The organism is Micromonospora sp. WMMD730 (assembly GCF_049178955.1).
GTDB classification, from domain to species: domain Bacteria; phylum Actinomycetota; class Actinomycetes; order Mycobacteriales; family Micromonosporaceae; genus Micromonospora; species Micromonospora wenchangensis.
Genome location: NZ_JBMHML010000002.1, coordinates 473654 through 499469, shown reverse-complemented (window position 1 = coordinate 499469; position 25816 = coordinate 473654). Strand labels below are relative to the sequence as shown.

Genomic DNA, 25816 nt, shown 5'->3' with positions numbered 1-25816 from the left:
GACACGGTGGGCTGGGTCGACCCGGTCGGAGTGGGACGCAAGCGAGACTGACAAAGCAAGCCCTTGACCGGCGCTGACGCTGGTCAGGGGCTTCTTCGTACACCTGGTGGCGGGTAGAAGATCCGAACCTCTGTAGCTTTCGCGACGGATCCACAGGGCGTTCGTGATGTTGGCCGCGTCAGGTGTGCTGACCTACTCCTTCTCATCCCGCCGCACGGTTGGAGGTGCTGGCCACCCACCATCTGCCCACACGCAGAACGTCCAAATCAGTAGTAGAGGAACCTGCGGACCACCGTGACGACCGCCAGCAGGATGGCAATCCCCCAGACAACGTTCCGTCCAGTCGAGCCGAAGATCAAATAGGCGATCTGCGCCAACAAGAAGACCGAACTCAGCACCAGATCTACGAGCAGCAGCACGAGGGTGAGCGCCAAGCGCAGCAGGAACCAGACAAACCCCAGGCCGCACCACTTGTCGATTGTCGAGTCGTCGTATGCCCAGCGGGTGAACACGAAGGGTTTGTAGAGGGAGGAGTCCCAACCCCGACTCCACTTCGCGCCGATGCTGGACCAGTACGAGTCGCCACCTTCCTTCACGCTCGCTTGATCCACTCGCTTGAACTGGATCTTCTTGACGGCGCCGCCGGTGACGTCGATCAACACCTGGCCACCCTTGACCTGGATGGTGGTGGTTCCGTTCACGACCACGGTGAGCTGGTCGCGTCCGGTCTGGACCTTGAACACCCTGTCAAACCCGGTGGCACCCTTCTTGCGGTCCCGAAGCAAGACGTAGATCGTGCTTCCATCTCGAGGTGGGAGGGAGTACTCCGCTCCGATCGAGAACTCGCCGATCGGGGTGACGATGCTCGCCTCGCCCTCAACCGCAACGCCGTCCGGACCGACTGTCAGGGCCACCGGCAGCAGCGCAGGCTTGTATTTGACCTTGCCCTTGCCCTCTCCCTCTGGGTCGCAGCCAGCAAGTACCAGCGCCAGAAGCAGAGGAATGAGCGTCAACCATATGGCGCGGTCTCGATATCGCCGTATTGGTGCAAGGCGCCAGGCACCCGCCGTTGCCACCCCCCGACCGTAGGCGGACTGCACCTTCACCGTGTACCGCCTGCCTGACCTGAAACTCTCGACGCCGAGCCAGCTACACATGGTCGCCACATGATTACGAGTGTCCCCACCTGGTCAAGCCGCTCTCGATCGACGGTGCACCGCACTCTCTATTGATCCCGAGTCCCACCTCTGCCGGGTCGAACCGCCGGCGCATCTGCGAGCGCATCGCTGATCTCGTCGTTCATGATGTCATCTCCCCCGTCGATGCAGTTGGCGTAGACCCGGAGCAGGACGGCGACGCCGTGGCCCAGGCGCCGGGCGACATCAGTCGGCGGGCCGCTCTTCGTCACCCGACGCGGCCCCGGTGGGCGGTACGTCCTAACCGCCGGCCAGCCGATCCCGGGCAACGCCTACAGGAAGGCGTGGCGCGACGCGCGGGCAAAGGTGCTCACCCCGGCTCATCAGCGCTCCCCGCTCGCTCGGCGACCGTACGACCTGCGACACGCCGCCGTATCGCTCTGGCTTAAGGAGTACTCGCCCGGATCGAACGGCAAGATGTTCGTCACCCGACTCGGCCCCGGCGGGCGCTACGTGCCAACCGCCGGGCAACCCATCCCGAACACCTACGGCAAGGTGTGGCGCGACGCGCGGGCAAAAGGCGCTCACTGCGACTCAGCAGCGCTCCCTGCTGGCTCGGCGACCGTACGACCTGCGGCATGCCGCCGTGTCGCTCTGGCTCAACGCTGGGGTACCGGCTACCCAGGTAGCCGAGTGGGCGGGGCGCAGCGTCCACGTCCTCATGCGGGTCTAAGCCAAGTGCGTCTACGGCCAAGAGGAAGCCGCGCGGAGAAGAATCGAGGCCGCTTTGACGCAGGTAAAATGACGGAATTCCGACATCTGCCGCCCTTTTCGATTAGAAGATCCACCCGACGCGAGTTAGCGTTTAGTGTTGCCAGGCGGAGGCAGGACAAAGCTGACCTGCGTTTTCCTGCCTCCGCCCGGCGAGGCGTCTCGGCCGAAAGTGGCAGCCAAGCCGGCTAAAGGGGCAGTCAGGCGGGGACGTGAGGGCTCGCCCCAGGGCCCTGGAGCCACCTCTATCCACCTAACCACTCATTCCGCCATGATTACCCACTATGGTACTACGTATTCATGGAGTCAGAAGCCACGCCGGCCGCCGCCCCTCCCAAGCTCCGCTTCAACTGCTACCTGCTGCGTCAAGGTCTGCCGACGATCGAAGCCGCCCTACGCGCCCCGTACCGCCCAGGTGGTAGAACACCGATGTTGCCCATTCAACCAGCGGGCGGAGCGCCACAGGGAACAGTTGGCTACTTCAGCAACCCGAAACAAAAGGTTCCCCCGTGGGCCAAAGCCCTCTCGCCAATCTTCCCTGCACTTTCCCAAGCGCAGAACCTATCGAATCGATTCGTCATTTTCCTTCCAGTTCAGAGTCGATGGTTCGCCGTATGCTTCGGATACGGCAGCTCAGCCTTGGAGTGGAGCGCAATTGAGGCAAACTTCGGCCTCCGATTCGCAGCCCGCCGCATGAGCCCTAAGTCACTCCGCGAGTTCCGCAGCAGAAGGGTAGGCGCGTCAAATCGCGCCCAAGCCGTACAACTACCGCTCGGGGGTGACCTTAAGGACCTTGACGTTGGAGCACTGGAGGGCGAATTTGTTCGACGCCTGGCAGGAACACTAGACGAGAGCAACGGAGCCGAGTTCGCCGACGTTGACGCGGTGGCCGCAACCGACGCCATATCCTTCCGAGCCCGCACAGACCTTGAGAAGATCCAAGGAACACTTAGTCGGATGCTTGCCGAGATTGAGGCTGGCACGGCCAGCGAGGGACTGAAATTCGTTGACTCTCTAGAGCCACTTCGAGTTAAGAGCGAGCAGACAGCCCAGCTTGATCGCCACCTAGCACAAGCACTCTTCGGTGGGGTGCATGGCTTTGCTGAGTTCGAGGATGAGTTGAGTGTCCTACAGGACCATCTGCTGGAGTTTTCTTTTCCCGATACTCTGACGACAGACGAGATAGACCAAATCCGTCTCTACCGCGGAGAACGATCAACACTTCTGGCGGAGCCCTCCATTACAGGTGTCCGTGACGCACTCAACGAACTTAAAGGTCGACTAACGGCGCGATCGCTCGACAACATCAAGTTAATGGCGTTCGACAATGAAGGTGAAGCCAGGAGCCCATATATGCCGCTACGCCATTGGCTAATCTTTGAGTCGGGCAACGAGGAGCGGCGCTTCATTCTCACACTAGGTAGATGGTTCGCTCTGAACGAGGCGTACACGCACAAGCTCGATGACGACCTGAGCAGAATCGATGACCTAACAGATATCCTCAAACCGCCCGCATGGGAGGGCGGGAAAGCGGAGGGCGCATACAACGACGACTTCCAAGAAGCCCACAAGGATACCACCATAATCCTCGATAAGGTTAAGATACGGTCAGAGGATGGCGACGAGATCGAAGCATGTGATTCACTTCATCGTGATGGATTTTTGATCCACGTGAAGAACTACAAGAAGAGCCAGACCCTCAGTCACCTGTTCTCCCAGGGGCTCGTTTCCGCGCTTAGCTTGCGCGGCGACTCCGTGTACCGTGACAACTTTCTCCAAGCCGTGGAGGGCATCAACCCAGCCTTCACACCTATAGCCGCGAAGGCTCCCGAAGTAGTCGTTTATGCAATCGGCGTCCAGAAGGACAGACCAGTACCACTAGGGCTTCCGAGCTTCAGCAAGGTAAACCTACGTGACTTTGTGAAGCGGGTACGAGGCACCGGCGCGCGTCCCGCGATCTGTCGGATACAAATCACCGGCCCTGTCGGGAGCCCGGAGCCCTCTGACGACGTGCAGGCAGCGCCGGTGGAGCAGGCTGAGGTCCCATCCCCGTGTCCTCCCGCGTTGAGAAAAGCCGAAGATGGCACGCATCCCAGCCAGACGTAGAACTGGACGCGGCAGGACAGGCGATCATGGCGACACGTATGCGACACGATCGGTGAGACGCAGCCGCCCCGAGTGAGAACCAGCGGGACTAACAAGAAGGGCCCCTGATCAGCATCTCTGCTGATCAGGGGCCCTTCTTGCACCTGGTGGCGGGTAGAGGATTCGAACCTCTGTAGCTTTCGCGACGGATTTACAGACCGACCCACTGACCGTACCTGACCTGCCGAAACGCCGCCTCGGGTGTGACCGTTGCCGCGCACTTGCCGGTGACCGGGCCGACAAGCGGTGTGCTGCTGTCGTGGGCACAGCGAGTAGTGAGCTGAAACAGACGGGGTGTCCCCGGCCTGTCCCCCTCGTTCTTGCAGCTCAGCTCCCCTCGGGGGACAGCGGGGACACGGGGGACAGAGGGGACAGGAGTGCCCCCCATCGGTGCTACCACGATGTCGGCCGCGGGGAAGACGTCTTCCACGCTCTGCTGGCGACTTGAGCGCGACGGCCTCGCCGAGCGCAGGCCACCGCACGCCCGCACTGTCAGCTTGGGAACCGTACAAGGCCCGCCGGTGGATACCCGGCTGGCAGCTCGGCGAGTGATCGAGCGGCCTGGAGTGACCTGGATTAGCCCGGCGCAATGGCCCACTAATGGCCCGAGTCCTCGGCAATTGTGCTCGTTGCCGGCGGGCCGTTGGGGGACATGGGCCGTCACCGCTGTCCCCCGCCTTTTCGCAGCTCAGCCCCGTCAGGGGACAGGGGGGACAGGTGGGACAGGGGGACAGCAGCAGCTCAGGCAGCAAGCCGAAGCTGCCGTGCCACGATAGGACGCGTCACCATGGTGCGCCCTTCCTGTGTCTGACCAACTACGCTGCGCGAAACGTCCTGCGCGGTTGGCGCGCTCGGCACGTTCCCACAGGAAGGCGCAAGACAGCAGGTCAGTCGGCTGCGCCCCGAGAGTGTCGCACCCCCCACATAGCGTTCTCTACATGGCCCAGGAGGCGGCGATGTCCCCGAGTTCACGGCAGCAACCCTTCCGTGGTCTGTCGAACTGGAAGACAGCCACGATCGCACTAGTGATGCTCATTCTTGGCATACTGCTTCTCTACGTCGGCGATGACGAAACTAGTTTCTGGGAGCAGCATAAAGGACTACAGGCGCTGTGCAATAACCTCGGTGGCCTGATGATCGCCTCCCTGGGGCTAGGCGTCCTGTGGGAACTGATGGGCAAACGATCCTTTGCAGCGGAAATCCTGGAGCAGGCGAGAACCTCGTCTGATGTACATACTGCGGGCCTAACACAGGTAGGAACCAACTACCTTAGTGACCCCGACTGGGAAGACTTATTCTCCGGAACCACCAAGGTCGATGTCTTTCTCGCCTGCGGAACCACTTGGCGCAATGCCCACCACCAACTGTTGCAAAGATTTGCCCAGAAATCAGGGAATCGACTTAGGGTATTCCTTCCGGATCCAGCAGATACGACCTCGATCAAGGCTCTAGCGGAACGATTCAACAAGTCCGTTCAAGAACTTAAGGATGCCATCAAGGAAGCTGAGGGGGCTTTCAAGGCCATAGGCAAGAGCGGATCTGCCAATGTCACGGTTTACCACTGCCCGGGCGACCGCATGTTCAGCTTTTATCGATTTGACAAGAGAGCCGTTATCACCCTCTACAGCCACAGCAAGATGAGGGGTCCGGTTCCTACGTTGGTATGTCGCGACCCAGGGAGTCTATATGAGTTCGTCAGAGATGAATTTCGCTCGATCGAAGAGTCGAGCAAGGAAGCGTAGAGACTTCACGGTGCGATCAAAGGCTCGAATTTCGAATGGAACTGTAGAAGGTCATGCTCAGCGGTCCCTAATTAAAGGCGACCTAAGCGAGAATCTCTACAGGGCGCTTAGTCGAGAAGCGACGGTGGGTTGCGATACAGAAACGTCTGGGCTGAACCCCCTTCAGGATCAAATTGGCACCTTCCAGCTATACGGCCCGACGGTTGGGGCGGTAGTTGTGCAATTGCAACCCGACGGAAAGTCCAGCAATCTTGGCCGTCTTCTAGAGAATCCTGACGTGAGGAAAGTTTTCCATCATGCACCCTTCGACCTGCGGTTCATCTTGGCCCATTGGCGCATCACTCCACGCAATGTCGCTTGCACCAAAATTGCGTCAAAGCTCGTCGCGAGAGACGTTGCCCCGGAATGCCACAGCCTGAGATTCCTTCTCAAGGAGCTATTGAGTGTTGAGATCAACAAGGGCGAGAGACGTAGCAATTGGCTAGCCGATGAGCTAAGCGCCAGTCAAATCGCTTATGCGTGCGCCGATGTTGAGCACCTGGTCGAATTATTCGATGTCCTATATGCGGATTTGACCAACCGTGGCCTTGCGGCAACTTATGAATCCTGCTTGGCTTTCCTACCGACTAGGACTTCACTAGATCTAGGCGGCTGGCCCGACGTTTTCTTGTATTAAGAACAAGGCCGAATGCGAGCTGCCGGGCCCATCGGCGTAGCCGATCGCGCACCGAGCCCTCACGGCGGATTGCCTCGTCGGCCGACCCCAGCGGCGCTGGCGGCCCGATGCCAGAGGAGCGATTTGTCAGCAGTACGCGTACTTATTTTCGTCCCCCAGGTCGCCCACGAATGGGAGACTCGGGGAACCGTGCGCCGTGTAGCCGAACAGCCGCGTCGATACTTCGCGCAGCCTGCTCGGCGGACAGCCGATCAGTGTTGATCTCAAGGTCTGCGTCCACTGGCGGCGTAGCGTCCCATACGGCGAGCCGCTCCGTTGTGTCACCGGTTTTCCGTGCCTCGATCCTTTCTGCTGCAACACTTCGGGGAGCCCAAAGGTAGACAACGATCCAAGAGCCGGATGGGAAAGCACTCTGTACAGCGTTGATTCCCTCAGGCTGCCCTAAATGCAGTACGGGAAAACTCCGCAAGAGTTCATCGGCTAACGCCGTGTAATCAATAACGTAGGTTGAACCATAACGCTTGTTTTCCCAAAGGATGTCATCATTCGCGCGTAGACGTTCCACGTCGGCAGCCGTTGCCATCCGATAGCCGTCCGTGCGGCCACATCCCACCTTGATTCGACGGAATTGCGCATAGCCGTTTCCCAGCTTGACCAATTCTCGCGTGATGGTGTCTTTTCCTGCGGCTGGCGGACCGTAGAGAATTACGCCCGGCGTCATGGTTGCTCTCCACCCAGGACGGCCTTAATTAGCGCTGCGGCTTGACTCTGCAACGGCTCACCTGATGTGCAGTTGTTGACGACTACGTGAGGGGCCGAGGGTCGAAATTCAAGGTTGATGCTGGCGACGTAGCCCGGCCAGTCGGCGAGCTTTGCTCCGTCTCTCGCTGCGCCCCGCTGCCTGATATAGCCATTCATCGAGTCGGCATCGCAGTAGACCCACACCAGCGTAGTGACAGCCTTGAGGCCGGTAAACATGGCTCGGGTGCGGGTGATCCAAGATGGGTCGTTGAACTCACGGATGAACGGGGCGGTCACGATGGCACTATTTCCACAACCAACATTCTCTAGAGCGGCAGCCATCAGTGATTCGTACTCCCTAGGCCGGATCAGCTTAAGATACCTCTCGGATTCGCGGTCATTCGGCGACAGTCCGAGAATTTCTAGCGCAGCCTCGACGACTGGTCGAGTCAGCGTGTCCTTATCGAGCATCGGCCAACCCGTTTCCTTGGCAAGAATTCGGCCTAGCTCTGTCTTGCCGCTCCCGGCATAGCCGCCCACGAAGATTACCTGCGGCTGCGGCAGCCGTATCTCATTACGGCGAGCTTGGTCTGGCGCGTGTACTACACGCTTGGATCTGGACTTGCTGACTACCAATCCTTCATCGGCCAAGAGTCGCATTGCCTCGGTAATGGTGAAGACGCTCACATCCCATTGCTTGGCCAACTCTCGGGTAGATGGCAGCGTTTCCCCGTCCCGGAGTATTCCGGCCCCGATGTCGTTCCGCAGCTTGCGGGCTACTTGCAGATGTAGCGCTTCCGACCTAGACAGCCGGGGTTCAGGGGACGTCATGTCTCGGGACCTCGCATCTCACGGCAGCCGGGGAACCGGAACAGCCTACCAGCGGCCTACCAGATGGTAGGCCGTCGTCGCGCGTTCTACCTGGTCACAGCCGACTTCGACCCTAACAGTTGACCTGCCGTCATATCAGTTGTTAGGTTGCGTAGGTCACAGCCCAGCGGGGCGGACCGGCCCTACTGGGCCGCGCACCTAGCAGCAGAGGAATCCACCGATGCACAGGAAGCACTTGCCGTCCGATCTCCAAGGTCCTACTGCCGCCGACCTTGCCGCGATCGAGCACGAGATGCCGCTGATCGAGGCCGAGATCGACCTGGTTGACGCCGAGATCCGAGTGTTGACCGCTGAGGGCGGCCCGTCGCCGCTGGACTGGCGTCGACTGCGCCGGGCTGAGGCCCGCGTGACCCGTGTCGCCGCCGAGCTGGCCGCGCGTCCCGCCGTTCGGAAGGCGGTCGCGTGATGGCTCAGGACCTTAAGCGCCTCAAGCGCATCGGGTGGGGTGTCCGTTCGGTGTTCGCCCTCGGGATCGCGGCGTCGCTGGCGGGCAACGTGCTGCACGCCGCCGACAACGGGATCAGTCAGGCCATTTCCGCGTGGTCGCCGGTGGCACTGCTGCTGGCGGTCGAGCTGATCTCCCGGATTCCGGCTCGTCGTGGCGCACTGTCCGCCGTACGGCTCGGCGCAACCGCCGTCATCGCGGGTATCGCGGCGTGGGTGTCGTACTGGCACATGGTGGGCGTTGCCGTCCGGTACGGCGAGGCCGACTCGTCGGCCTACCTGCTGCCGTTCAGCGTGGACGGCCTGATCATCGTCGCGTCGATCAGCCTGGTCGAGATCGGCGGCCGGATTCGCACCATCACCGAGACCAGGATCGCGACCGAAGCGGTCAGCGAGCCGACCCCGGCCCCCGCCGACCTGGTCGAGTCAAAGCCGGTCTACACCAACGAGGACATCTGGGGTCTGGAGCAACCCGCCGCCGAGTCTGCCCCGGCTCCGCCGGTCAAGAAGACGCCTGCCAAGCGCGTCACGCCGCGCCCGGTGTCGGCCGAGAAGGTCGCCAAGGCCGCCGCCAAGATGCCCGACGCGCCGGTCTCGGAGATCGCCGCCAAGGCCGGTGTGTCGGTCTCGACCGCGCGGCGTCACCTCGCCGCGCTGCGCGTCACCGATGCGTCACCATCTGCCCCGGTACCTGCGGAAACGCCCACTCTCGCCGCTGCCTGACTTCGCCCGGTGACGCGGCCACCCGCCGCCAAGCAAGCGCCGCGTCACCGGCCCTCCCATCAGTCACCAGACCTCAGGAGAGACCCCCATCATGACTGCCACGTTCGCTGCTGTCTTCGTCGCCCTGTTCGTCGCCCATCAGGTCGCCGACCACTGGATTCAGACCCAGCACCAGGCCGACTGCAAGGGCCGCCCCGGCTGGCCCGGCCGCATCGCCTGCGCCGCGCACGTCACCACCTACACGCTGACCGCCCTGGTCGCCCTCGCCGCCCTCGCGCTGTCGACCGACCTGGACGTCAGCCCCGGCAACGTCGCCGCCGGACTCACGATCTCCGCCGTCACGCACTACATCGCCGACCGGCGCACCCCACTCAAGCGCCTCGCCGACCTGTGCGGCTCCACGAAGTTCTACGCCCTCGGCATCCCGCGTCCCGGCCGCGACGACAACCCGTCGCTCGGCACCGGCTCGTACGCCCTCGATCAGTCCTTCCACTACCTGTTCCTGTTCGTCGCCGCCCTCGTGATCGCCGCCTGAGACCGGAGGACAACGCCGTGAACACGCCCAACCCCAACCCCGAGAACTTCGACTGGACCGCCGCCGAGGCCGACGTCGCCGAGGTGGTCGACCTGGACGCCGAGCGGGCACGCCGGGCCGCCGCCGAGTCCGGCACGCACTTCGAGGTGAACCTCGACGAGTCGCCGCAGCGCGGCGGGATGCCGGTCGAGCCGCCGCCGGTCGACGCGTCGGGCAAGCGGCCGATCGTGCCGGCCAACTGGTCGACGTGGCCGAACATCCGGCACAGCCTTGGACAGGCCGCCGCCCTGACCGGCTACCGTGCCGGCTTCCACGCGGTCCGCGCACCGCAGTACGCCACCCTCGCTACGTTCTGGGCCGGTGTCGGCACGTTCCGGCTGATCGGTCGGCAGCTCAAGTGGTGGTGGGTGTCGGAGCAGTACGGGCTGCGGCAGGCCGCCGCCGACGCCAACGACCCCGCCATGTGGCTCAAGCTGCACCGCGAGGTCAAGGCCACCCGCATGTGGCGCGGCATCGTGCTCGCCGCCGAGGCCGTCGCGGTGTGCGTCGGCGGCCCGGTGCTCTACGCCGTCGCCCCGGTGTGGGCGCTGGTCCTGACCGCTTGCCTGCTGGTCGCGTTCCTGGCGCACATCGGCCGCCCGCAGGACCGGCGCATCATCACCCCGGCCACCGTCTCGGGCCGCTTCCGCCGAGTGAACCCGGACATCATCCTGCGCGCCTACTACGCCGCTGGTCTCGGGCACCCGGACAAGGCGCACCAGCAGATCGGGTTCGGCTCGACCATGGCCCGCGACACGTCGGGCACCGGCTCGCAGGTGTCGATCGACCTGCCCTACGGCAAGACGTTCGACGACGCGGTGAAGGCGCGCGGCGCGATCGCCTCGGGCCTGGACGTGGCGGTGTCGCAGGTGTTCATCACCCGCGATCCGTCGTCGCACCGGCGGCACACGCTGTGGGTCGCCGACCGCGACCCGCTCGCCAAAGGCGCAGGCCGTACGCCGCTGCTGCGCTGCAAGCCCACCGACATTTGGCAGCCTGCCCCGTTCGGGCTGGACGAGCGCGGCAACAAGGTGAGCGTCGACCTAATGTGGAACAGCATCCTGATCGGCGCGCAGCCCCGGCAGGGCAAGACGTTCGCCGCTCGCTCGCTGGCCCTGTACGCCGCGCTGGACCCGTACGTGAAGCTGACGGTCTTGGACGGTGGCGGCAAGCCGGACTGGCGCAAGTTCTCGCTGGTCGCCGACCGGTACGCGTTCGGGCTGGCGATGACCCGCGACGGTGACCCCGCCGAGATCGCGCTCGAAGCGCTGCGCGAGATCAAGGCCGACGTGCAGGACCGGTACGAGCGGCTGTCCAAGCTGCCGGTCGACATCTGCCCCGAGGGCAAGCTGACCCGCGAGATCGCCCGTGACCCGCAGTACCGGATGCCGGTGCGGCTGGTCGTGCTGGACGAGTTTCAGGAGTACTTCGACCTCGGCGACATCAGCAAGGAGATCGCGTCACTGCTGGTCTACCTGGTCAAGGTCGCCCCGGCAGCCGGTGTCGGGTTCGTCGACGCCACCCAACGCCCCTCGGGCGTGGGCGGCGGGCAGGTCGCTACCCAGTTCATCAGCTTCCGCGACAACCACCAGGTCCGGTTCTCCCTGCGTACCGGCTCGTGGAACGTCTCCGACCTCGTCCTTGGGGCGGGGGCTAACTCCGAGGGCTACGACTCGTCGACGCTGCTGCCCAGCTACAAGGGCGTCGGCATCCTGCGCGGCGCGTCCGACGCCACCCCGACCGTACGGACGTACCTCGCCGACGCCGACGACGCCGAGAAGATCCTCATCGCCGCCCGGAAGCTGCGCGAGGCGGCCGGCACCCTGTCCGGCATGGCGGCCGGCGAAGACGTCGCCCGCGAGATCCGCGACGTGCTCGCCGACGTCCGCAGCGTGATCGAGCGCGGCGAGACCGGCGCGCAGTGGGAAGAGATCGCCGCCCGCCTCGCCGACCGGCTTCCCGAGGTGTACGCCGACGTGACCGCCGAGTCGATCTCGGCTCAGGTCCGGTCGTTCGGTGTACGCAGCGTTGACGTCAAGCGGTCCGGCAAGGCCCTCAAGGGAGCCAAGGCCGACGACATCGACGCCGCGATCACCCGCCGCAAGGCCGCCTGACCGGTCGCGGCCCACCCGCGACCGGTCGCGTCACCGCGACCCAACCCGCGACCGGCCTGGTCAGCGCAGACATTGACCGGTCGCGGGTTGCGTCGCCAGCCCTTCACGCACAAAAACCGCCTCTGGAGGCTCACTGTGCCTGCCCTCGCCGCGACCGCGACCCCCGAAACCACCACGATCGGCGTACTGATCCTCGCCGCCGTGATCGCCACCCTGTGTTACGCCCTCGGCTGCTGGCTCTGGCCGTTCGGAGCCTGCCGCAAGTGCTCCGGCACCGGCACCCGCCGTTCCCCGTTCGGCCGCGCGTTCGGCCTCTGCCGCCGCTGCCACGGCGACGGACGCCGACTGCGCATCGGCCGCCGCATCATCAACAGCCTGCGCGAGACGCACGGCAAGGGCACCCGCTGATGGCCCGGACCATGGCCCGGTTCACCCGAACCGAGACGCCGCACACCACCTGGTGCACCCGCGACCACCGCTGCGGAGTGACCCTGCACCAAGCCCCCGACATCATCGCCGACGGGCCGCTCGGCGGCCGGGCCGTCATCACCCGCGTCCGCGCCGCCGACGTCGACTACGCCGAGATCCGCATCCGCGTCCCGCTCAACCGGACCGAGGACACCGCCCGGCGGCAACTCGGCCTCGTGCTGCACCTGTGCCGCGAGCTGCTGGCCGCCGTCGCCGCCATCCGGCCCGCCGCCCTGCGCGGCCGGGCCGCCGACCGGCCGGCGCTCGGCAGGAGGGCCGGCTGATGTCGCGGATCCGGGCAGCCTACTGGGATCCCGACGCCGAGCAGCACGACGTCCCAACGTTCTGGTGGCAGGGTGCGCCGGACGGCTACGCCACCCGCAGGCAGCTCCGGGCGCGCGGCTTGCGGCCGGGCGGTCAGCCGGTCGCCGCTCAGATCCTCTGGCGGGGCGTCGGCGGCACCCGGACCGCGTACCTGTACCGGGTCGACCTCGCCCGACCCAAGCGCACCGCCAGCCCCGCACAGCGGCGCGCGATCTCGGCCGCGCTGCGTGCCCGCCGGATCTGCCCGACCTGCGGAGAGCTGCGCGACTACTACATCCCCCGCTCGCTCGGCGAATGCCTCGACTGCCACGACGGGCGGCCGGGCCGATGACCGGCGGGCACTGGATCGGCGCAAGCAAAGCCCTCGGCCGCCTCATGCCGACCGACCTGCCCTACCCGCACATCTGCGCCCGCACCGTCGCCGCCGAAGACACCGTGACCGGTCAGCCGTTGCAGGTCGCCCGGTGGGAGAAGGCCCGCTACTGCGCCGCCTGCGCCGACGAGAACTACCAGCGCGAACACCCGTCCGCATCCGACATCAGGAGGCCGAAACCCATGCCCGACAACGAATCCCTGCGCGACGTGGCTCTCGCCGCCGCCGCGCGTGGCTGGCACGTCTTCCCCCTGCGGCCGAACGACAAGCGGCCCGCGTTTCCCGACCACGTCGCCGACGCCTGCACCGGCCGGGACCCGCGCTGCCGCAACGGGCACACCGGCTGGGAAGCCCGCGCCACCGTCGACCCCGACCGGATCCGGCGCGGGTGGGCCGAGACCCCGTACGGCGTCGGCGTCGCCTGCGGCCCGTCCGGGCTGGTCGTCGTCGACCTGGACGTTCGCAAGGCCGACCAGGTCCCGCCGCCCGGTTGCCCGTACCCGGCCGCGACGAACGGCATCGACGTGTTCGCCGCGCTGTGCGAGGCCGCTGGACAGCCGGTGCCCGACGACACTTACACCGTGACCACCGGGCGAGGTGGGACGCACCTGTACTTCCGGCACCCGGCCGGCGGGCCGGCGCTGCGCAACACGGCCGGGGAGCGCGGCAACGGTCTCGGCTGGCTGGTCGACACCCGCGCCCACGGTGGCTACGTCGTCGCGGCCGGGAGCACCGTCGCGGGCCGCCCCTACGCGGTCGCCCGTGACCTGCCGGTCGCCGACCTCCCCCGCTGGCTGGCCGAACGCCTCGCCCCCGCACCGCTGCCACCGCAACGCCCGATCTCCGTCGACCTGCCGACCGGTCAGGCAGGCGCCTACCTGGACGCCGCGATCAACGGGCAGCTCGACCACCTTCGACGCGCGGCCGAGGGCGAGCGCAACCACACGCTCTACGTCTCCGCGGTCGCCCTCGGCCAGCTCGCCGCCGGGGGAGCGCTGCCCGCCGACCAGGCCGCCGCCCTGCTGGAACAGGCCGCGCTGTCGATCGGCCTCACCCGATTCGAGACGCTGCGCACGATCCGCTCCGGCCTCGCCGCCGGAGCCCGCCGCCCGCGGACGGTCGCCGCATGAACGCCAACCTACGGTTCAGCACGGGGCACGCGGTAGCTGTACTCCCGCGGCACCAGGTCTGCGGCATCGATCAGCCACGGCGTCGTGAACTGTGGCCTACCGGCACTGCACACCACCGGATCACCCGGCTGTACCTGGATTTCCGACACCACGTACAGGCCGTGGGCGGCTGGGCATTTCTCCTGATCCTGGTTGTGACGGACCTCGCCCGGGGTCAACGTCACCTCCTCGCCGCGAGTCTGTGTCCCCTTCACCTCGACGTGCAGCGCGGCACCGTCCGGACGCGTGCACTCCAGGTCGTATCCACGGTGGAGATGGCCGACTCGCCCTACCTTCCAGCCGGCCTGTTCGAGCTCGTGGATCGCACAGTCTTCCGCGTACACCTCGATCGCCCGGCGGGTCGCGGGGTCGAGTTGCCGACCTTGCGAGCGTCGGACGCTGTTTCTAGTCGCGCGAGCAGCGAGCGATTCTCGGGGGCTGTTCTTTTCGTCTATCGCCGCGGCGGGCCGGATGACTGGAGTCCGGTACAGCTGGGCCAGCAGAGGCAGCATCGCCGCGAGGTCGCTGTACAGGTGTTCATCGTCGGGTACGGCGCCCGACACGTACTCGTAGGCGACGATATCGCCGGCCTCGTAGTTGCGGACTCGTTGCCTGCTCTCGGCGCCCACGGTCGACATGCTCGCCCACGCGAGGTCAATCGAGAGGCGGCCCGCCGTTGCGGGCAGCGTTGCCGCGAAATCGATGATTGCCGCCCGTGCCTCGGTCGCCCGGGTGGTCAGGACCTCAAGTTTGGTGATCGGCCGCATGGCGCCGGACCGGAACTCACTGGTGCCTTGGTTCAGGGAGAGATACACCCGCGATCCGTCTGCGGCGAACAGGTACACGAGGTAGTAGCCGCTGGTTGCGGTAGGCGAATGAGCAGGCGAATAGAGCCGGACCCAGGGCACCGGGCTGTAGTTCGACTGCCGTCCGCCGGCCTTGACCCGCAAATCGAAACGGAGCCGCTCAATCGGCGCAATGTCGCCGACAGCGACAGTGAGATCCGCGACGCAGTCACGCAGGAGGTCGTCTCGCGACGCCATGGCCGGTGTCTGGTCCTTGGAGTACTCCCCGGCCAGGTCGAGAACGCGTTGCAACGTCGTACTCAGTCCCACAGAAGTCCCCCACACCGTGATCATGGTCGTTCCGCCGCAGAGGTTCTAACACTCCAACCACTGTCCGCGCGATACCCCGATCCGGACAGACGGATGGACGGCGATGTGCCTCGGACGGCTCGCCGCGTCCCGCACGGAGCGGAGGGCAGATGAACGTACTCGACCTCTTCGCCGGTATCGGTGGCCTGTCCCTCGGGCTGCAACGGGCCGGGATGCGCATCGTCGGCCACGTCGAGATCAACCCGTTCTGTCGCGCAGTCCTGCACAAGCACTGGCCGGAGGTTCCCGCCCATGACGACGTTCGTACTGCCGTCGCCTGGTGGCGCACCGAGACGCGGCCCCGGATCGATGTCGTGGCCGGTGGCTACCCCTGCCAACCCGACTCGGTCGCCGGCCCCAAGCTCGGCGCCGTCGATGCCCGGTGGCTCTGGCCCGACATGGCGGAGATCATCGCCGCTTTGCGGCCCACCTGGGTCATCGGAGAGAACGTCCTCGGACACCGCACCCGCGGACTGCCGACCGTCCTGGATGACCTCCAACGACTCGGATACACCCCGCATCCCGGCGTTCTCCGAGCTTGCGAGATGGGCGCCCCACACCCACGACCCCGGGTGTTCGTCCTGGCCCACACCAACGGCCCGGGACGGCCCTCGCGGTGCCGGCTGGGATCAGCCGGGTCGACCCCTGTCCGAGCGGGTCGGTGGCCCGCTGAACCCCGAGTGGGTCGAGTGGCTTATGGGCTTCCCGACCGGGTGGACCGAGTTGCCGCCCTCGGCAACGCCGTCGTCCCCGCAGTCGGCGAACACATCGGCCGACTCCTCATCAACCACTACAGAAGCAGGTGACCTGATGCCCCCTGAGCCAGCCGTACGGCCTCACCTACATGTCGCAGGTCCAGACGACGCCGCCGAGGTCCTGTCGCCAGCGCAGGCGCGGCCCGCCCGGATCCGCACGTCGTGGACCGCCGCCGACATCATGGCGATGGAATTCGCCCCGCCCAAGTGGGCCGTGCCCGGAGTGCTGTCCGAGGGCGTGAACCTGCTCTGCGGCCCCCCCAAAGTCGGCAAGTCGTGGATGTCGCTCGGCCTCGGCCTCGACGTCGCCCTCGGCGGCAAGGCATTCGGCGCGATCCCGGTCGAACCCGGCCCCGTGCTGTACCTCGCCCTGGAAGACACCGCCCGCCGCCTACAAAACCGGCTCGGGAAAGTCCTCGGCCAGCGCAAGGCCCCGGCCGGACTCACCCTCGCCACCGAGTGCCCGCCCCTGCCGCAAGGTGGCGACCAGGCCATCGCCGCGTGGCTCGACCGCAACCCGAACGCCCGCATGGTCATCATCGACGTGTTCGCCAAGCTGCGCGGCAACTCCGCCCCCGGCGCGTCCGCCTACGATGCTGACTACGCCGCTGTCGGCCGGGCGAAGAAGGTCGCCGATGACTACGGCGTCGCGTTCGTCCTAGTCCACCACGTGCGTAAGGCCGGATCAGACGACTTCCTCACAGAGGTCTCGGGGACCAACGGACTCGCCGGGGCCGCCGACGCCACCCTCGTACTCAAGCGGGCGCGTAACCAGGGTGACGGCGTGCTGCACGTGACCGGCCGCGACGTCGACGAGAACGAGTACGCCCTCACGTTCGACCCCGCCGCCGGTGCCTGGCAGATGCTCGACGGACCGGCCGAGGATCACCAGGTCGGCGAGACCCGCGCGACGATCCTGCGCTTCCTGCGGACCGCACCCGGCAGTACCCCCAAGGTCATCGCCGACGGGGTCGGACTCGCCTACGACAACGTCAAGCGCACCTGTCAACGGATGCTCGCCGACGGGCAGCTCGCCGCCGACACCGGCGGCCGGTATCGCGTCCCCGGTGTCCCTCCTGTCCCCGGTGTCCCCCGACCCGCTCTGAGCAGCGAAAACGAGGGGGACAGCACGGGGACAGCCGGACTCTGGCAGTGATCTCGCCGAACATGCTGAAACAGGGAGCTATGCGGCTGTTCCAGCACAGAGGCAGACCGAGACACCAGGGCAGCCGGAATCTTGGCTCAGCGCGGCTCTCAGCGGGCCGCCGTACGGCTTTCTCCCGGCGTGGGCCGCCCATCTGGATCGAGAAGCCACCCGCATCCGAACGTCTCTCTCCGCACGACTCAGCGCACCCCCGCACCTCGCCAAGGGAGGCCGGAACCCGATGGCACGCAACTTCCTGACCCTTGCTGACTTCCTCGCCGAGCTAGACGTACCGAAGTCGACTTTCTTCCGCTGGAAGGCGCTCGGCGAGGCACCCCGCACCTACAAGCTGCCGAACGGGCAGCTCCGCATCCGTCGCACCGACTTCGACGCCTGGCTGTCGAGCCGTGAGGAGCCGCAAGCCGCATGAACACCACATACGACGTGCGCCTTTGGGCTATCCGAGAACACGCGGGCAAGGACCGCAAGACCGGCAAGCCGCGCAGTACCTACCGGGTGCGGTGGCTGGTGGCGGGACAGGACTTCGGGCAGACCTACCAGACCAGGGCTCTCGCCGAGAGCTTTCGGTCAAAGCTGGTCACGGCGCAGCGTGAGGGCCTTGCGTTCGACGTGGCGAGTGGCCTGCCCGAGCCGATGGCCCGCGAACTGAACAGCCGATCGTGGTACGAGCACGCCGTTGCCTACGTCGATGTGAAGTGGCCCCGAGCGTCCGCGAAGCACCGGAAGGGCATCGCCGAAAGCCTGACGGGGGCGACGATGGCGCTGTTTGCCACGGAGCGCGGTGCCCCGCCTGACGACCTGATTCGCCAGGCGTTGAACACCTACGTGTTCAACAAGGCGCGACGGGACGCGGGGCCGCCGCCGGCCAGCCTCGCCGCCGCTGTTGCCTGGGCAGAACGCAATACGGTGCGGCTCGCCGCCCTGGCCGATGCCGCGCTGGTGCGCAAGGTGCTCGACGGCCTCGCTGTACTGCTGAAAGGCGGAGCGGCGTCGGCGAGCACGGTGGCCCGTAAGCGGGCGGTATTCAGTGGCGCATTGCGATATGCGGTGGAGCTGGGACACCTCGACTCGCATCCGTTGGACCGAGTGAGTTGGACTGCGCCAAAGAACACGGACGAGATCGACCGGCAGGTGGTCGCCAACCCGAAGCAGGCCCGCGCGCTGCTCGCCGCAGTCGACGCGGTCATGCCCGAGCTGACCGCCTTTTTCGGGTGCATGTACTACGCCGCGTTGCGCCCGGAGGAAGTTCTCCACCTGCGAGAGGACGAGTACGAGCGGCCGAAGCGCAAAGGTGCTTGGGGTTGGCTGCACCTCACCGGGGCAACGGTGGCCGTCGGCAATGGATGGGGCGACGCGGACGGCACGATCGAGAACCGGGCACTCAAGCACCGGGGCCGCAACGCGACACGTGACGTCCCGGCCGCCCCGGCCCTCTGCGTCCTGCTCGACCGGCACCTCGCCGAGTACCCCGCCGGATCGAACGGTCGGATGTTCGTCACCCGTCGCGGCCCTGGTGGGCGCTATCGACCCACCGCCGGGCAGCCGCTGACGAACAACGCCTACGGGACCGCCTGGCGCAAGGCTCGGGAGAAGGTACTCACGCCCGCACAGCAGCGCTCCCCGCTGGCACGCCGACCGTACGACCTGCGTCACGCCGCTGTGTCTCTCTGGCTCAACGCCGGGGTTTCCGCTCCGCAGGTAGCCGAGTGGGCTGGGCACAGCGTGCACGTCCTGATGAAGGTCTACGCGAAGTGCATCGACGGTCAGCAGGAGGCCGCCAAGAGGCGGATCGAGAACGCGCTGAGGACCGAGGACCAGGAGGCCGACGACCAGGAAGGATCTTGACCGAACTTTGCCGCGCATTTGCCGTGACGAGTGAGATCCAACGGCTCTGAGTGAGACTCAGTGGGACCAACGAGAGAAGCCCCTCACCTGTGTTTCAGCAGGTGAGGGGCCTCTTTGTGCACCTGGTGGCGGGTAGAGGATTCGAACCTCTGTAGCTTTCGCGACGGATTTACAGTCCGCTCCCATTGGCCGCTCGGGCAACCCGCCAGGGCACACCGCCGCGTCGTAACGCGGCAGCGGAGCAAGGATAGCGGTCGCCCCCCGGGGCGTGGCAACCGGGTACCGTCAGAGGGTCGTGGGGCTGGTCAGCACCGCGACGACCCTGACAGACCGCCGGACAAGCAGGAGCATCAGCATGGCAGCGAACCCGTCGTTCGACATCGTGAGCAAGGTCGACCGGCAGGAGGTCGACAACGCCCTTCGCCAGACGGAGAAGGAGCTTGCCCAGCGGTTCGACTTCCGTGGCACCGGCGCCGAGATCTCCTGGTCGGGTGAGGAGGCGATCAGCCTCCAGGCCGAGACCGAGGAGCGGGTCAGCGCCGCCCTGGACGTGTTCAAGGAGAAGCTGGTCAAGCGGAACATCTCGTTGAAGTCCCTGGACGCCGGTGACCCCCGCGCCTCGGGCAAGGTCTACAAGATCGACGCCAAGGTGATCCAGGGCATCGAGTCGGAGAAGGCCAAGGCGATCAGCAAGAAGATCCGCGACGAGGGCCCGAAGGGTGTCCAGGCGCAGATCCAGGGCGACCAGCTCCGGGTCACCGGCAAGAAGAAGGACGACCTCCAGACCGTCATCTCGCTGCTCAAGGGCGAGGACTTCGGGGTGGCCCTCCAGTTCACCAACTACCGCTGACCCGGTAGCCAGGCGCCAACCGGCCGGGCGGCCGTCCCCGAGGGGGACGGCCGCCCGGCGCACGCACGGACCCCGGAGGACAGCGGGACCGCGTACCCCCGAGGGGCGCGCGCATTGGTCAGACCGCGACGGGGTGTTCGGCGCGGGTGGCGGCGGCCTCGGCGCGGGCGATCGGGCCGCCGGGCAGCGCCGCGACGCCGGCCCCGACGCCGACCGCCCCGGCGGCGAACAGGAACGCCCAGGGCACCCCGCCGGCGTGGTCGACGATCAGGCCGGCGACCGCGCCGCCGGCCGCGCTCGCCGCCACCGACATGGTCACCACCCAGGTGTACGCCTCGTTGAGCATGCCCGTCGGGGTGATTCGCCCGACCAGGGTGTTCTCCAGGGTCAGCGCGGGGGCGATGGTGGCTCCACCGATCACCAGGGCGATGCCGAGGGACACCGGGCCGGGCATCACCGCGAAGATCGCCAGGGTGCCGGCCACCGCCCCGAGCAGCCAGGCGAACTGGCGGGTCATGTTGGCCGCCGGGCGGCGTACCCCGAACCAGAAACCACCCACGGCGCTGCCCACCCCCCAGACGGCGAGCAGCAGGCCGGCCAGGCTCTGTGGGTCGTCGGTGGGCTGGTTGCCGGCGAACGCCGGCACGATCACCCCGGCCGCTCCGAACGCGATGCCGAGGCTCGCCACGCAGACCAGCAGCGCCGGGAACCCGCCGACCCGCAGCGGCCCGAGGCCCCGGGCGTGGTGCTCGCGGGCGTGCGGACGCCAGGCGCGCATCACCCGCCCCAGCGCCACCCCGCCGGTGCCGACCAGGGTCACCACGGCCGCGCCGACCAGTGCGGCGGCGGCGTCGGCCAGCAGGACGAAGGCGGCCACGAGCAGCGGGCCGAGCACGAAGACGACCTCGAACAGCGACGTCTCGGCGGCCAGCGCGGTGTTGCGGAGCTGGTAGCGGCCGGTCGCCGGGGCGGTCAGGTCGTTCCACGCACCCCGGATGGCGGCGGTCAGCGGCGGGTAGGTGGCCCCGGCCAGCCCGGCCGCCAGGTAGATCAGGCGCAGGTCGGCGTTCTCGGCGCGACTGGCCCCGAGCAGCGCGAACAGGGCCAGCGGGTGCGCCACGGCGGTGACCAGCAGCACCGGCGTGGGCCCGACCCGGTCGGCGATCCGGCCGGCGACCGGGCTGAGCGCGGCACCGGACAGCGCGTAGATTCCGCCGGCCACGGCGGCGAGGGAGTACCGCCCGGTGACCTGCTCCACGACCAGCAGCAACGCCAGCGGGGTCATGCCGATGCCCAGCCGGCCGACGACGCCGAGGAGCAGCAGCAGTGGGGCGCCGGGAATCCGCCAGACGCCCAGGTACTGGCGCAGTGCGGACACGGCACACCTCCCAGGAGACGATCAGGTAACGACTCAGAACCCTGTAGACCCTAACGCCGCAGGTCGCTCCGGGAATGGTCGATTCACTCACATCCGGGGCCGCTGACCCGGTGGCGGCGAGAGGGTAACTTGCTGATCGACCCAGATACATACACCGCTGGATCGCCCCCGATGTCGTAGGAGGTCCAATGGTCGGCACGACGACCGAACGCCGCCGGCCCGGCCCGGCGTCCCGGGGCAGCCGCCGCCGGGAAGCTGCCCCGGTGCTCCGCAAGAGCACCAGTCACCAACAGAACGGGGTCGAGGAAGCGGACCCGACGACCTGATGACCGACGCCGACGAGCGGTTCTCACCGCCCCCCGGTTACCTGGCCCTGTTCCGGCATCCGGTCGCCTCCCGCCTGGTCACCGCCCGGGGGATCTCCGAGCTGGGCGACTTCGTGGGGCTGGCAGCGCTGCTGCTGCTCGCGTACGACCAGACGCAGTCGGTCCTCGGGCCGGCCGCCGTGTACGCCGCCCGCGCCCTGCCCGCCCTGCTGGTCGCCACGGTGTTCAGCGGCTGGCTGGACGTGCCGGCCCGCCGTACCCTGCTGGTCTGGCTCTCGGTGGCCGGCGCGGTGCTGATCGCGGTCCCCTTCGCGGCGCCCCGGCCGGTGCCGGCGATCGTCGCGGCCGGTCTGCTCGGCGCGGTCCGGGCCGCCTACTCCAGCGTCAACGTGGCGGTCGCCGCCGAGTCGGTGGACGCCCCGCTGCGGCTGCCGCTGTTCGGGCTGTCGGCCTTCGCCAACCAGATCGGCCAGGTGGTGGGGCTGCTGGCCGGGGCGAGCATCACCGTGGCCCTCGGCCCCCGGGTGGCGCTCCTGATCGACCTGGTCTCGTTCCTCGTCGCGGCGGTGGTGCTGGCCGGTCTACCGACCGGGCAGCAGCGGCGGCGCGGGCCGCGCCCGCCGGCCACCGCCGGCCTGCGGACCATCGCCGGGCACCCGGTGCTGCGCGGTGTGGCCCTGCTCACCCTCGCCACGGTGCTCTCCGGCGCGCTACCGGAGACCCTCGCCCCGGATCTCGCCGCCGGGGCCTGGCGGCCGGTGGTGCTGGCCTCCTCGGCGCTGGGCGGCGCGGTCTTCGTGCTGGTGTTGGGGCGGGGCACCTGGCTGGGCCGGCTGGCCGGGCAGGTCACCGTGGCCACCGCCCTGGCCGGGGCGCTGCTGCTGGCCGCCCTGCTGGTCGCCACGCACGCCCCGGTGTGGGCGCTGGCCTGCGCCAACGCGCTGATCGGCGCGGGCGGCGGGTGGCTGATCGGCGCGCAGGCCACCTTTGCCAGGCTGGCCCCGGTGGAGCGGATGGGGCAGGTGGAGGCGACCATCGTGGCCGCCAACATCGTCGTCGCCGGCTGCGGGATCTTCCTGCTCGGGTCGGCCGCCGCGCTGTTCGGGCCGGCCGTGGCCTACCTGCTGGCCGGGGTGCTGCTCCTGGTCGTGGTGCTGCTGACCCGCCCCGACCGGCTGCCGGCCGACGCCGGCCCGCAACCGACCGTTTCCCCGCACTGACGCCCTGCGGCGGCCCGGCTTCCGGCAGAGGCACACCGCGACGGACCGCTGGCCCCGACCACCGCGCCGGTGGTCCCGGCGCGGGGGCGCCGCGCGCAGACGACCGCGCCCGCGTCCGGAACGTGGACGCGGGCGCGGTGTCGGTCGGGGTCAGCGCTGGAACTGCACCGGGCCGGTGTTGCGGGCCATCTGCTCCAGCCGGGCCACCCGCTCCTCCATCCGGGGGTGGGTGGAGAAGAGCGCGGCGATGCCGCCACCCCGCTTGAACGGGTTGTCGATCATCAGGTGGGCGGTGCTGGTGAGCTGGCCCTGGGCGGGCAGCGGCCGGGTCTGGGTACCCAGGTGGATCTTGCGGAGGGCGCTGGCCAGGGCCAACGGGTCCCGGGTGAGCTGCGCGCCCGACGCGTCGGCCTGGAACTCCCGGCTGCGGCTGATCGCCAACTGGATCACGGTGGCCGCGATCGGGCCGAGGATGATGGTGAGCAGCAGCACGGCCGGGTTCGGGCCGTCCTCGTCGTTGCTGCCGCCCAGCGGGATGAAGAACGCCAGGTTCGCCAGCATGGTGATGATGCCGGCCAGCCCGGCCGCCACGCTGGAGATCAGGATGTCCCGGTTGTAGACGTGGGACAGCTCGTGGCCGATCACCCCGCGCAGCTCGCGGTAGTCGAGGATCTCGGTGATCCCCTGGGTGACGCAGACCGCCGCGTTGGCCGGGTTACGACCGGTCGCGAACGCGTTGGGCTGCGAGGTGGGGCTCACGTACAGCCGGGGCATCGGCTGCCCGGCCTCGGTGGCCAGCTCACGCACCATCCGGTACAGCTCGGGGAACTGCGCCTCGCTGACCGGTTGCGCCCGCATCGAGCGCAACGCGAGCTTGTCGGAGAAGAAGTAGGTCACGCCGTTCATCAGCAACGAGACGACGACGGCGACGACGAGGCCACCGCTCCCACCGAACCAGTAGCCGACCGCGAGGATCAGCGAGGTCAGCAGGCCCAGCAGCGCTGCGGTCTTCAGACGGTTGTGATGCACGATCGCTCCTTCGGTGCGCGGGTCGCGCGGGACCCGCTGACCGGTACAACGTCACCGGTACCCGTCAACCATCCAGCTCATGACTGGCAGTTGACTGACAGAAGCTGGGAACCCGCTGAACGGACCGGACACCGGGGACGACCCGGGACACCAGGTCGGGGGACGTCCGGCCCGCCGGGGCGCAAGCTCCGAGCGGGCCGGTCAGCGGGAGGCGAGATCCAGCACCAGTTGGGGGGCGAAACCGATCACCACGGCCAGCGCGGTCGCCCCGGCGAGCGCCACGGAGACCGGCCAGGCCACCCGGCCGGGCGTCATCCCGGGCGCGACCCCGACGGGCGCGGCCGGCTGCCCGGTTCGGGCGGGGACGTCGGTCGCGGCCGGCTCCCCGGCAGGGGTAGGAGCGGTCGGGTCGGCGTACAGGGTGGCGGCGAGGCGCAGGTAGTAGGCCAGCCCGATGACCGCGTTCAGCGCCACCACCAGGGCCAGCCAGCCGGCCCCGCCGTCCAGCACCGCCCGCACCACGGTCACCTTGGCGAACAACCCCGCCAGCCCGGGTGGCAGGCCGGCCAACCCGACCAGGGCCAACGCGAACGCCGCCCCGGCCCAGGGCCGCCGCCGGCCCACCCCACGCAGGTCCGCCACCGCGCCGCCGTCCGCACCGGCCGGGCGCAGCGCCACCAGCGCCGCGAACGCCGCCAGCTCCACCACCACGAAGAAGACCGCGTACGCCACCGCAGCGGCGTACGCGCCGGCCCGGACGTCGTCGGCCCGGCCGGCGGCCGATGCCAGCACCCCCAGCGGCGCCAGGATGTAACCGGCCTGGGCCACCGACGACCAGGCGAGCAACCGGACGGTACGCCGCTGGCGCAGCGCCACCAGGTTGCCCACGGTCATGGTGAGCACCGCCAGCAGGGCCAGCACCGGGCCGGTCACCTCGGCCGGCAGCGCCCGCTGCACCACCGCCAGCAGGGCCACCACCCCGCCCAGCTTCGACGCGGTGGACAGGTAGGCCGCCACCGGCAGCGGTGCCCCGTCGTAGGTCGCCGGCGCCCAGGCGTGGAACGGCACCGCCGCCACCTTGAAGGCCAGCCCGAGCACCACCAACGCCACCGCCGCCGGCACCAGCGGCAGGTCGGGCGCGTCGGCCAGCAGCCCGCCGAGCCGGCCCAGGTGCAGACCGCCGGTCGCCGCGTAGAGCAGGGCCGCGCCGAGCAGGGTGACCGTCGTGGCCACCACGCTCACCACGAAGAAGGTGACCGCCGCCTCGGCACTGGCCAGGCTGCCCCGGCGCAGACCCACCAGCACGTACAACGGCAGGGTCAGGGTCTCCAGGGCGACGATCAGGGTGATCAGGTCACCGGCCGCGCCCAGCACCACGCCACCGGTCATCGAGCAGGCCAGCAGGAAGCAGTACTCCCCGACGGGCGTCGGACCGCCCCGCAGCAGCGGCCCGGAGAGCCCGAGCACCCCCAGGGTGAGCAGGGCGAAGACCCCGGCGACCAGGGCCGCCCGGCCGTCGAACACCCACGAGCAGTCGGCCCCCATGCAGAAGGTCCGCCGGGTGCCGGCCGCGCCCACCACCACCGCACCGACCCCGGTGGCGACGACGCCCGCGCAGGCCACGGCCACCGTCGCGCCGGCCCGGCCGACCAGCAGATCCGCCAGCAGCACGAGTACGGCGGTGCCGGCCGCCAGGTACGCCGGCAGCAACGCCACGTTGTCGACGCTCTGCACGAGACTCATCGGTGCTCACCTCCGTTCGCGACTGCGGGGCTCCGCTGCGCTGCACTCCTCGCGCTCACC

At 67.9% G+C, this 25816-nt stretch carries 24 protein-coding genes, 1 tRNA gene and 1 pseudogene; 19 read left to right on the top strand and 7 right to left on the bottom strand.

Going from position 1 to position 25816, the window contains the following annotated elements:
• Positions 1–266: 266 nt before the first annotated feature.
• Positions 267–1076, bottom strand: a complete 810-nt coding sequence (locus ACN265_RS02315; RefSeq protein WP_421405902.1) for a hypothetical protein — start codon at positions 1074–1076, stop codon at positions 267–269.
• A 477-nt stretch (positions 1077–1553) separates the two neighbouring features.
• On the opposite strand from ACN265_RS02315, the pseudogene ACN265_RS02310 reads away from it, so the two are divergent.
• From ACN265_RS02310 to ACN265_RS02295, 4 genes and pseudogenes are all read left to right on the top strand, one after another.
• Positions 1554–1866: pseudogene (locus ACN265_RS02310) on the top strand (integrase); the annotation flags it as partial.
• Between the two features lie 341 nt (positions 1867–2207).
• Entirely contained in the window at positions 2208–4013 is a 1806-nt protein-coding gene (locus ACN265_RS02305; protein ID WP_421405900.1) for a DUF6119 family protein, read from the top strand.
• 977 nt (positions 4014–4990) lie between these two features.
• Positions 4991–5794 carry a hypothetical protein gene (locus ACN265_RS02300; RefSeq protein ID WP_421405899.1) on the top strand — a complete coding sequence of 268 codons (804 nt, stop codon included), beginning with the start codon at positions 4991–4993 and terminating at the stop codon, positions 5792–5794.
• Positions 5739–6470 carry a ribonuclease D gene (locus ACN265_RS02295; protein ID WP_421405898.1) on the top strand — a complete coding sequence of 244 codons (732 nt, stop codon included), beginning with the start codon at positions 5739–5741 and terminating at the stop codon, positions 6468–6470. Before ACN265_RS02300 ends, ACN265_RS02295 begins: the two co-directional genes overlap by 56 nt.
• Before the next feature lie 717 nt (positions 6471–7187).
• Here the strand turns inward: ACN265_RS02295 and ACN265_RS02290 are convergent.
• The gene (locus ACN265_RS02290) at positions 7188–8042 is read right to left on the bottom strand and encodes a GntR family transcriptional regulator (protein WP_421405897.1); all 855 of its coding nucleotides are present in this window, start codon (positions 8040–8042) and stop codon (positions 7188–7190) included.
• A gap of 220 nt (positions 8043–8262) precedes the next feature.
• Here ACN265_RS02290 and ACN265_RS02285 point away from each other — a divergent pair, with 220 nt between their 5' ends.
• The 8 genes from ACN265_RS02285 (at position 8263) to ACN265_RS02250 (ending at position 14252) form a co-directional block, all read left to right on the top strand.
• The gene (locus tag ACN265_RS02285; RefSeq protein WP_421405896.1) at positions 8263–8508 is read left to right on the top strand and encodes a DUF6284 family protein; all 246 of its coding nucleotides are present in this window, start codon (positions 8263–8265) and stop codon (positions 8506–8508) included.
• A complete protein-coding gene (locus tag ACN265_RS02280; RefSeq protein ID WP_421411326.1) occupies positions 8508–9269 on the top strand; it encodes a DUF2637 domain-containing protein in 762 nt (253 codons plus the stop codon). The genes ACN265_RS02285 and ACN265_RS02280 overlap by 1 nt, the downstream gene beginning before the upstream one ends.
• 91 nt (positions 9270–9360) lie before the next feature.
• Positions 9361–9804 (top strand): DUF3307 domain-containing protein, encoded by a 444-nt coding sequence (locus tag ACN265_RS02275; RefSeq protein WP_421405895.1) that lies wholly within the window; start codon positions 9361–9363, stop codon positions 9802–9804.
• 17 nt (positions 9805–9821) lie between these two features.
• Positions 9822–11957: a cell division protein FtsK gene (locus tag ACN265_RS02270; protein WP_421405894.1), complete on the top strand. Its 2136-nt coding sequence runs from the start codon at positions 9822–9824 to the stop codon at positions 11955–11957.
• A 135-nt stretch (positions 11958–12092) separates the two neighbouring features.
• On the top strand, positions 12093–12365 hold the full coding sequence (locus tag ACN265_RS02265) for a hypothetical protein (protein WP_421405893.1): 273 nt from the start codon (positions 12093–12095) through the stop codon (positions 12363–12365).
• Positions 12365–12709, top strand: coding sequence for a hypothetical protein (locus ACN265_RS02260; protein ID WP_421405891.1), 345 nt, complete (start codon positions 12365–12367; stop codon positions 12707–12709). The genes ACN265_RS02265 and ACN265_RS02260 overlap by 1 nt, the downstream gene beginning before the upstream one ends.
• Positions 12709–13080, top strand: a complete 372-nt coding sequence (locus ACN265_RS02255; protein WP_421405890.1) for an RRQRL motif-containing zinc-binding protein — start codon at positions 12709–12711, stop codon at positions 13078–13080. The genes ACN265_RS02260 and ACN265_RS02255 overlap by 1 nt, the downstream gene beginning before the upstream one ends.
• Positions 13077–14252, top strand: coding sequence for a bifunctional DNA primase/polymerase (locus ACN265_RS02250; protein ID WP_421411323.1), 1176 nt, complete (start codon positions 13077–13079; stop codon positions 14250–14252). Before ACN265_RS02255 ends, ACN265_RS02250 begins: the two co-directional genes overlap by 4 nt.
• Positions 14253–14260: 8 nt before the next feature.
• On the opposite strand, the gene ACN265_RS02245 is transcribed toward ACN265_RS02250, so the two are convergent.
• Complete coding sequence (locus ACN265_RS02245) at positions 14261–15430, bottom strand: MrcB family domain-containing protein (RefSeq protein WP_421405889.1); 1170 nt, start codon at positions 15428–15430, stop codon at positions 14261–14263.
• A 125-nt stretch (positions 15431–15555) separates the two neighbouring features.
• Between ACN265_RS02245 and ACN265_RS02240 the strand changes: the two genes are divergently transcribed.
• The 4 genes from ACN265_RS02240 to ACN265_RS02225 all read left to right on the top strand — a co-directional run bounded on the left by ACN265_RS02240 (position 15556) and on the right by ACN265_RS02225 (position 19210).
• Positions 15556–16251, top strand: a complete 696-nt coding sequence (locus tag ACN265_RS02240) for a DNA cytosine methyltransferase (protein ID WP_421405888.1) — start codon at positions 15556–15558, stop codon at positions 16249–16251.
• A gap of 4 nt (positions 16252–16255) precedes the next feature.
• On the top strand, positions 16256–17356 hold the full coding sequence (locus ACN265_RS02235) for an AAA family ATPase (protein WP_421405887.1): 1101 nt from the start codon (positions 16256–16258) through the stop codon (positions 17354–17356).
• 229 nt (positions 17357–17585) lie between these two features.
• Positions 17586–17774 carry a helix-turn-helix transcriptional regulator gene (locus tag ACN265_RS02230; RefSeq protein ID WP_097322800.1) on the top strand — a complete coding sequence of 63 codons (189 nt, stop codon included), beginning with the start codon at positions 17586–17588 and terminating at the stop codon, positions 17772–17774.
• Complete coding sequence (locus tag ACN265_RS02225) at positions 17771–19210, top strand: tyrosine-type recombinase/integrase (protein ID WP_421405886.1); 1440 nt, start codon at positions 17771–17773, stop codon at positions 19208–19210. Before ACN265_RS02230 ends, ACN265_RS02225 begins: the two co-directional genes overlap by 4 nt.
• Positions 19211–19333: 123 nt before the next feature.
• Here the strand turns inward: ACN265_RS02225 and ACN265_RS02220 are convergent.
• A tRNA-Tyr gene (locus ACN265_RS02220) sits at positions 19334–19417 on the bottom strand.
• Positions 19418–19565: 148 nt separating this feature from the next.
• Between ACN265_RS02220 and ACN265_RS02215 the strand changes: the two genes are divergently transcribed.
• A complete protein-coding gene (locus ACN265_RS02215) occupies positions 19566–20060 on the top strand; it encodes a YajQ family cyclic di-GMP-binding protein (RefSeq protein ID WP_204924838.1) in 495 nt (164 codons plus the stop codon).
• A gap of 118 nt (positions 20061–20178) precedes the next feature.
• Here the strand turns inward: ACN265_RS02215 and ACN265_RS02210 are convergent, their stop codons facing one another.
• Positions 20179–21438 carry an MFS transporter gene (locus ACN265_RS02210; RefSeq protein WP_357926327.1) on the bottom strand — a complete coding sequence of 420 codons (1260 nt, stop codon included), beginning with the start codon at positions 21436–21438 and terminating at the stop codon, positions 20179–20181.
• A 188-nt stretch (positions 21439–21626) separates the two neighbouring features.
• Between ACN265_RS02210 and ACN265_RS02205 the strand changes: the two genes are divergently transcribed.
• Positions 21627–21764, top strand: coding sequence for a hypothetical protein (locus ACN265_RS02205; protein WP_421405885.1), 138 nt, complete (start codon positions 21627–21629; stop codon positions 21762–21764).
• Positions 21764–22984 carry an MFS transporter gene (locus tag ACN265_RS02200; protein WP_421405884.1) on the top strand — a complete coding sequence of 407 codons (1221 nt, stop codon included), beginning with the start codon at positions 21764–21766 and terminating at the stop codon, positions 22982–22984. Before ACN265_RS02205 ends, ACN265_RS02200 begins: the two co-directional genes overlap by 1 nt.
• Before the next feature lie 150 nt (positions 22985–23134).
• Here ACN265_RS02200 and htpX read toward each other — a convergent pair whose 3' ends face one another.
• A complete protein-coding gene (htpX, locus tag ACN265_RS02195) occupies positions 23135–24013 on the bottom strand; it encodes a zinc metalloprotease HtpX (protein WP_421405883.1) in 879 nt (292 codons plus the stop codon).
• Between the two features lie 201 nt (positions 24014–24214).
• On the bottom strand, positions 24215–25756 hold the full coding sequence (locus ACN265_RS02190; protein ID WP_421405882.1) for an NADH-quinone oxidoreductase subunit N: 1542 nt from the start codon (positions 25754–25756) through the stop codon (positions 24215–24217).
• Between the last annotated feature and the right edge of the window lie 60 nt (positions 25757–25816).

What these genes read in the sequence shown, in the direction of transcription:
- ACN265_RS02305 (WP_421405900.1), top strand. Translation starts at nt 2,208, where the DNA reads ATGGAGTCAGAAGCCACGCCGGCCGCCGCCCCTCCCAAGCTCCGCTTC.
- ACN265_RS02300 (WP_421405899.1), top strand. Translation starts at nt 4,991, where the DNA reads ATGGCCCAGGAGGCGGCGATGTCCCCGAGTTCACGGCAGCAACCCTTC.
- ACN265_RS02295 (WP_421405898.1), top strand. Translation starts at nt 5,739, where the DNA reads ATGAGTTCGTCAGAGATGAATTTCGCTCGATCGAAGAGTCGAGCAAGG.
- ACN265_RS02290 (WP_421405897.1), bottom strand. Translation starts at nt 8,042, where the DNA reads ATGACGTCCCCTGAACCCCGGCTGTCTAGGTCGGAAGCGCTACATCTG.
- ACN265_RS02285 (WP_421405896.1), top strand. Translation starts at nt 8,263, where the DNA reads ATGCACAGGAAGCACTTGCCGTCCGATCTCCAAGGTCCTACTGCCGCC.
- ACN265_RS02280 (WP_421411326.1), top strand. Translation starts at nt 8,508, where the DNA reads ATGGCTCAGGACCTTAAGCGCCTCAAGCGCATCGGGTGGGGTGTCCGT.
- ACN265_RS02275 (WP_421405895.1), top strand. Translation starts at nt 9,361, where the DNA reads ATGACTGCCACGTTCGCTGCTGTCTTCGTCGCCCTGTTCGTCGCCCAT.
- ACN265_RS02260 (WP_421405891.1), top strand. Translation starts at nt 12,365, where the DNA reads ATGGCCCGGACCATGGCCCGGTTCACCCGAACCGAGACGCCGCACACC.
- ACN265_RS02255 (WP_421405890.1), top strand. Translation starts at nt 12,709, where the DNA reads ATGTCGCGGATCCGGGCAGCCTACTGGGATCCCGACGCCGAGCAGCAC.
- ACN265_RS02250 (WP_421411323.1), top strand. Translation starts at nt 13,077, where the DNA reads ATGACCGGCGGGCACTGGATCGGCGCAAGCAAAGCCCTCGGCCGCCTC.
- ACN265_RS02245 (WP_421405889.1), bottom strand. Translation starts at nt 15,430, where the DNA reads ATGATCACGGTGTGGGGGACTTCTGTGGGACTGAGTACGACGTTGCAA.
- ACN265_RS02240 (WP_421405888.1), top strand. Translation starts at nt 15,556, where the DNA reads ATGAACGTACTCGACCTCTTCGCCGGTATCGGTGGCCTGTCCCTCGGG.
- ACN265_RS02235 (WP_421405887.1), top strand. Translation starts at nt 16,256, where the DNA reads ATGCCCCCTGAGCCAGCCGTACGGCCTCACCTACATGTCGCAGGTCCA.
- ACN265_RS02230 (WP_097322800.1), top strand. Translation starts at nt 17,586, where the DNA reads ATGGCACGCAACTTCCTGACCCTTGCTGACTTCCTCGCCGAGCTAGAC.
- ACN265_RS02225 (WP_421405886.1), top strand. Translation starts at nt 17,771, where the DNA reads ATGAACACCACATACGACGTGCGCCTTTGGGCTATCCGAGAACACGCG.
- ACN265_RS02215 (WP_204924838.1), top strand. Translation starts at nt 19,566, where the DNA reads ATGGCAGCGAACCCGTCGTTCGACATCGTGAGCAAGGTCGACCGGCAG.
- ACN265_RS02205 (WP_421405885.1), top strand. Translation starts at nt 21,627, where the DNA reads ATGGTCGGCACGACGACCGAACGCCGCCGGCCCGGCCCGGCGTCCCGG.
- ACN265_RS02200 (WP_421405884.1), top strand. Translation starts at nt 21,764, where the DNA reads ATGACCGACGCCGACGAGCGGTTCTCACCGCCCCCCGGTTACCTGGCC.
- ACN265_RS02190 (WP_421405882.1), bottom strand. Translation starts at nt 25,756, where the DNA reads ATGAGTCTCGTGCAGAGCGTCGACAACGTGGCGTTGCTGCCGGCGTAC.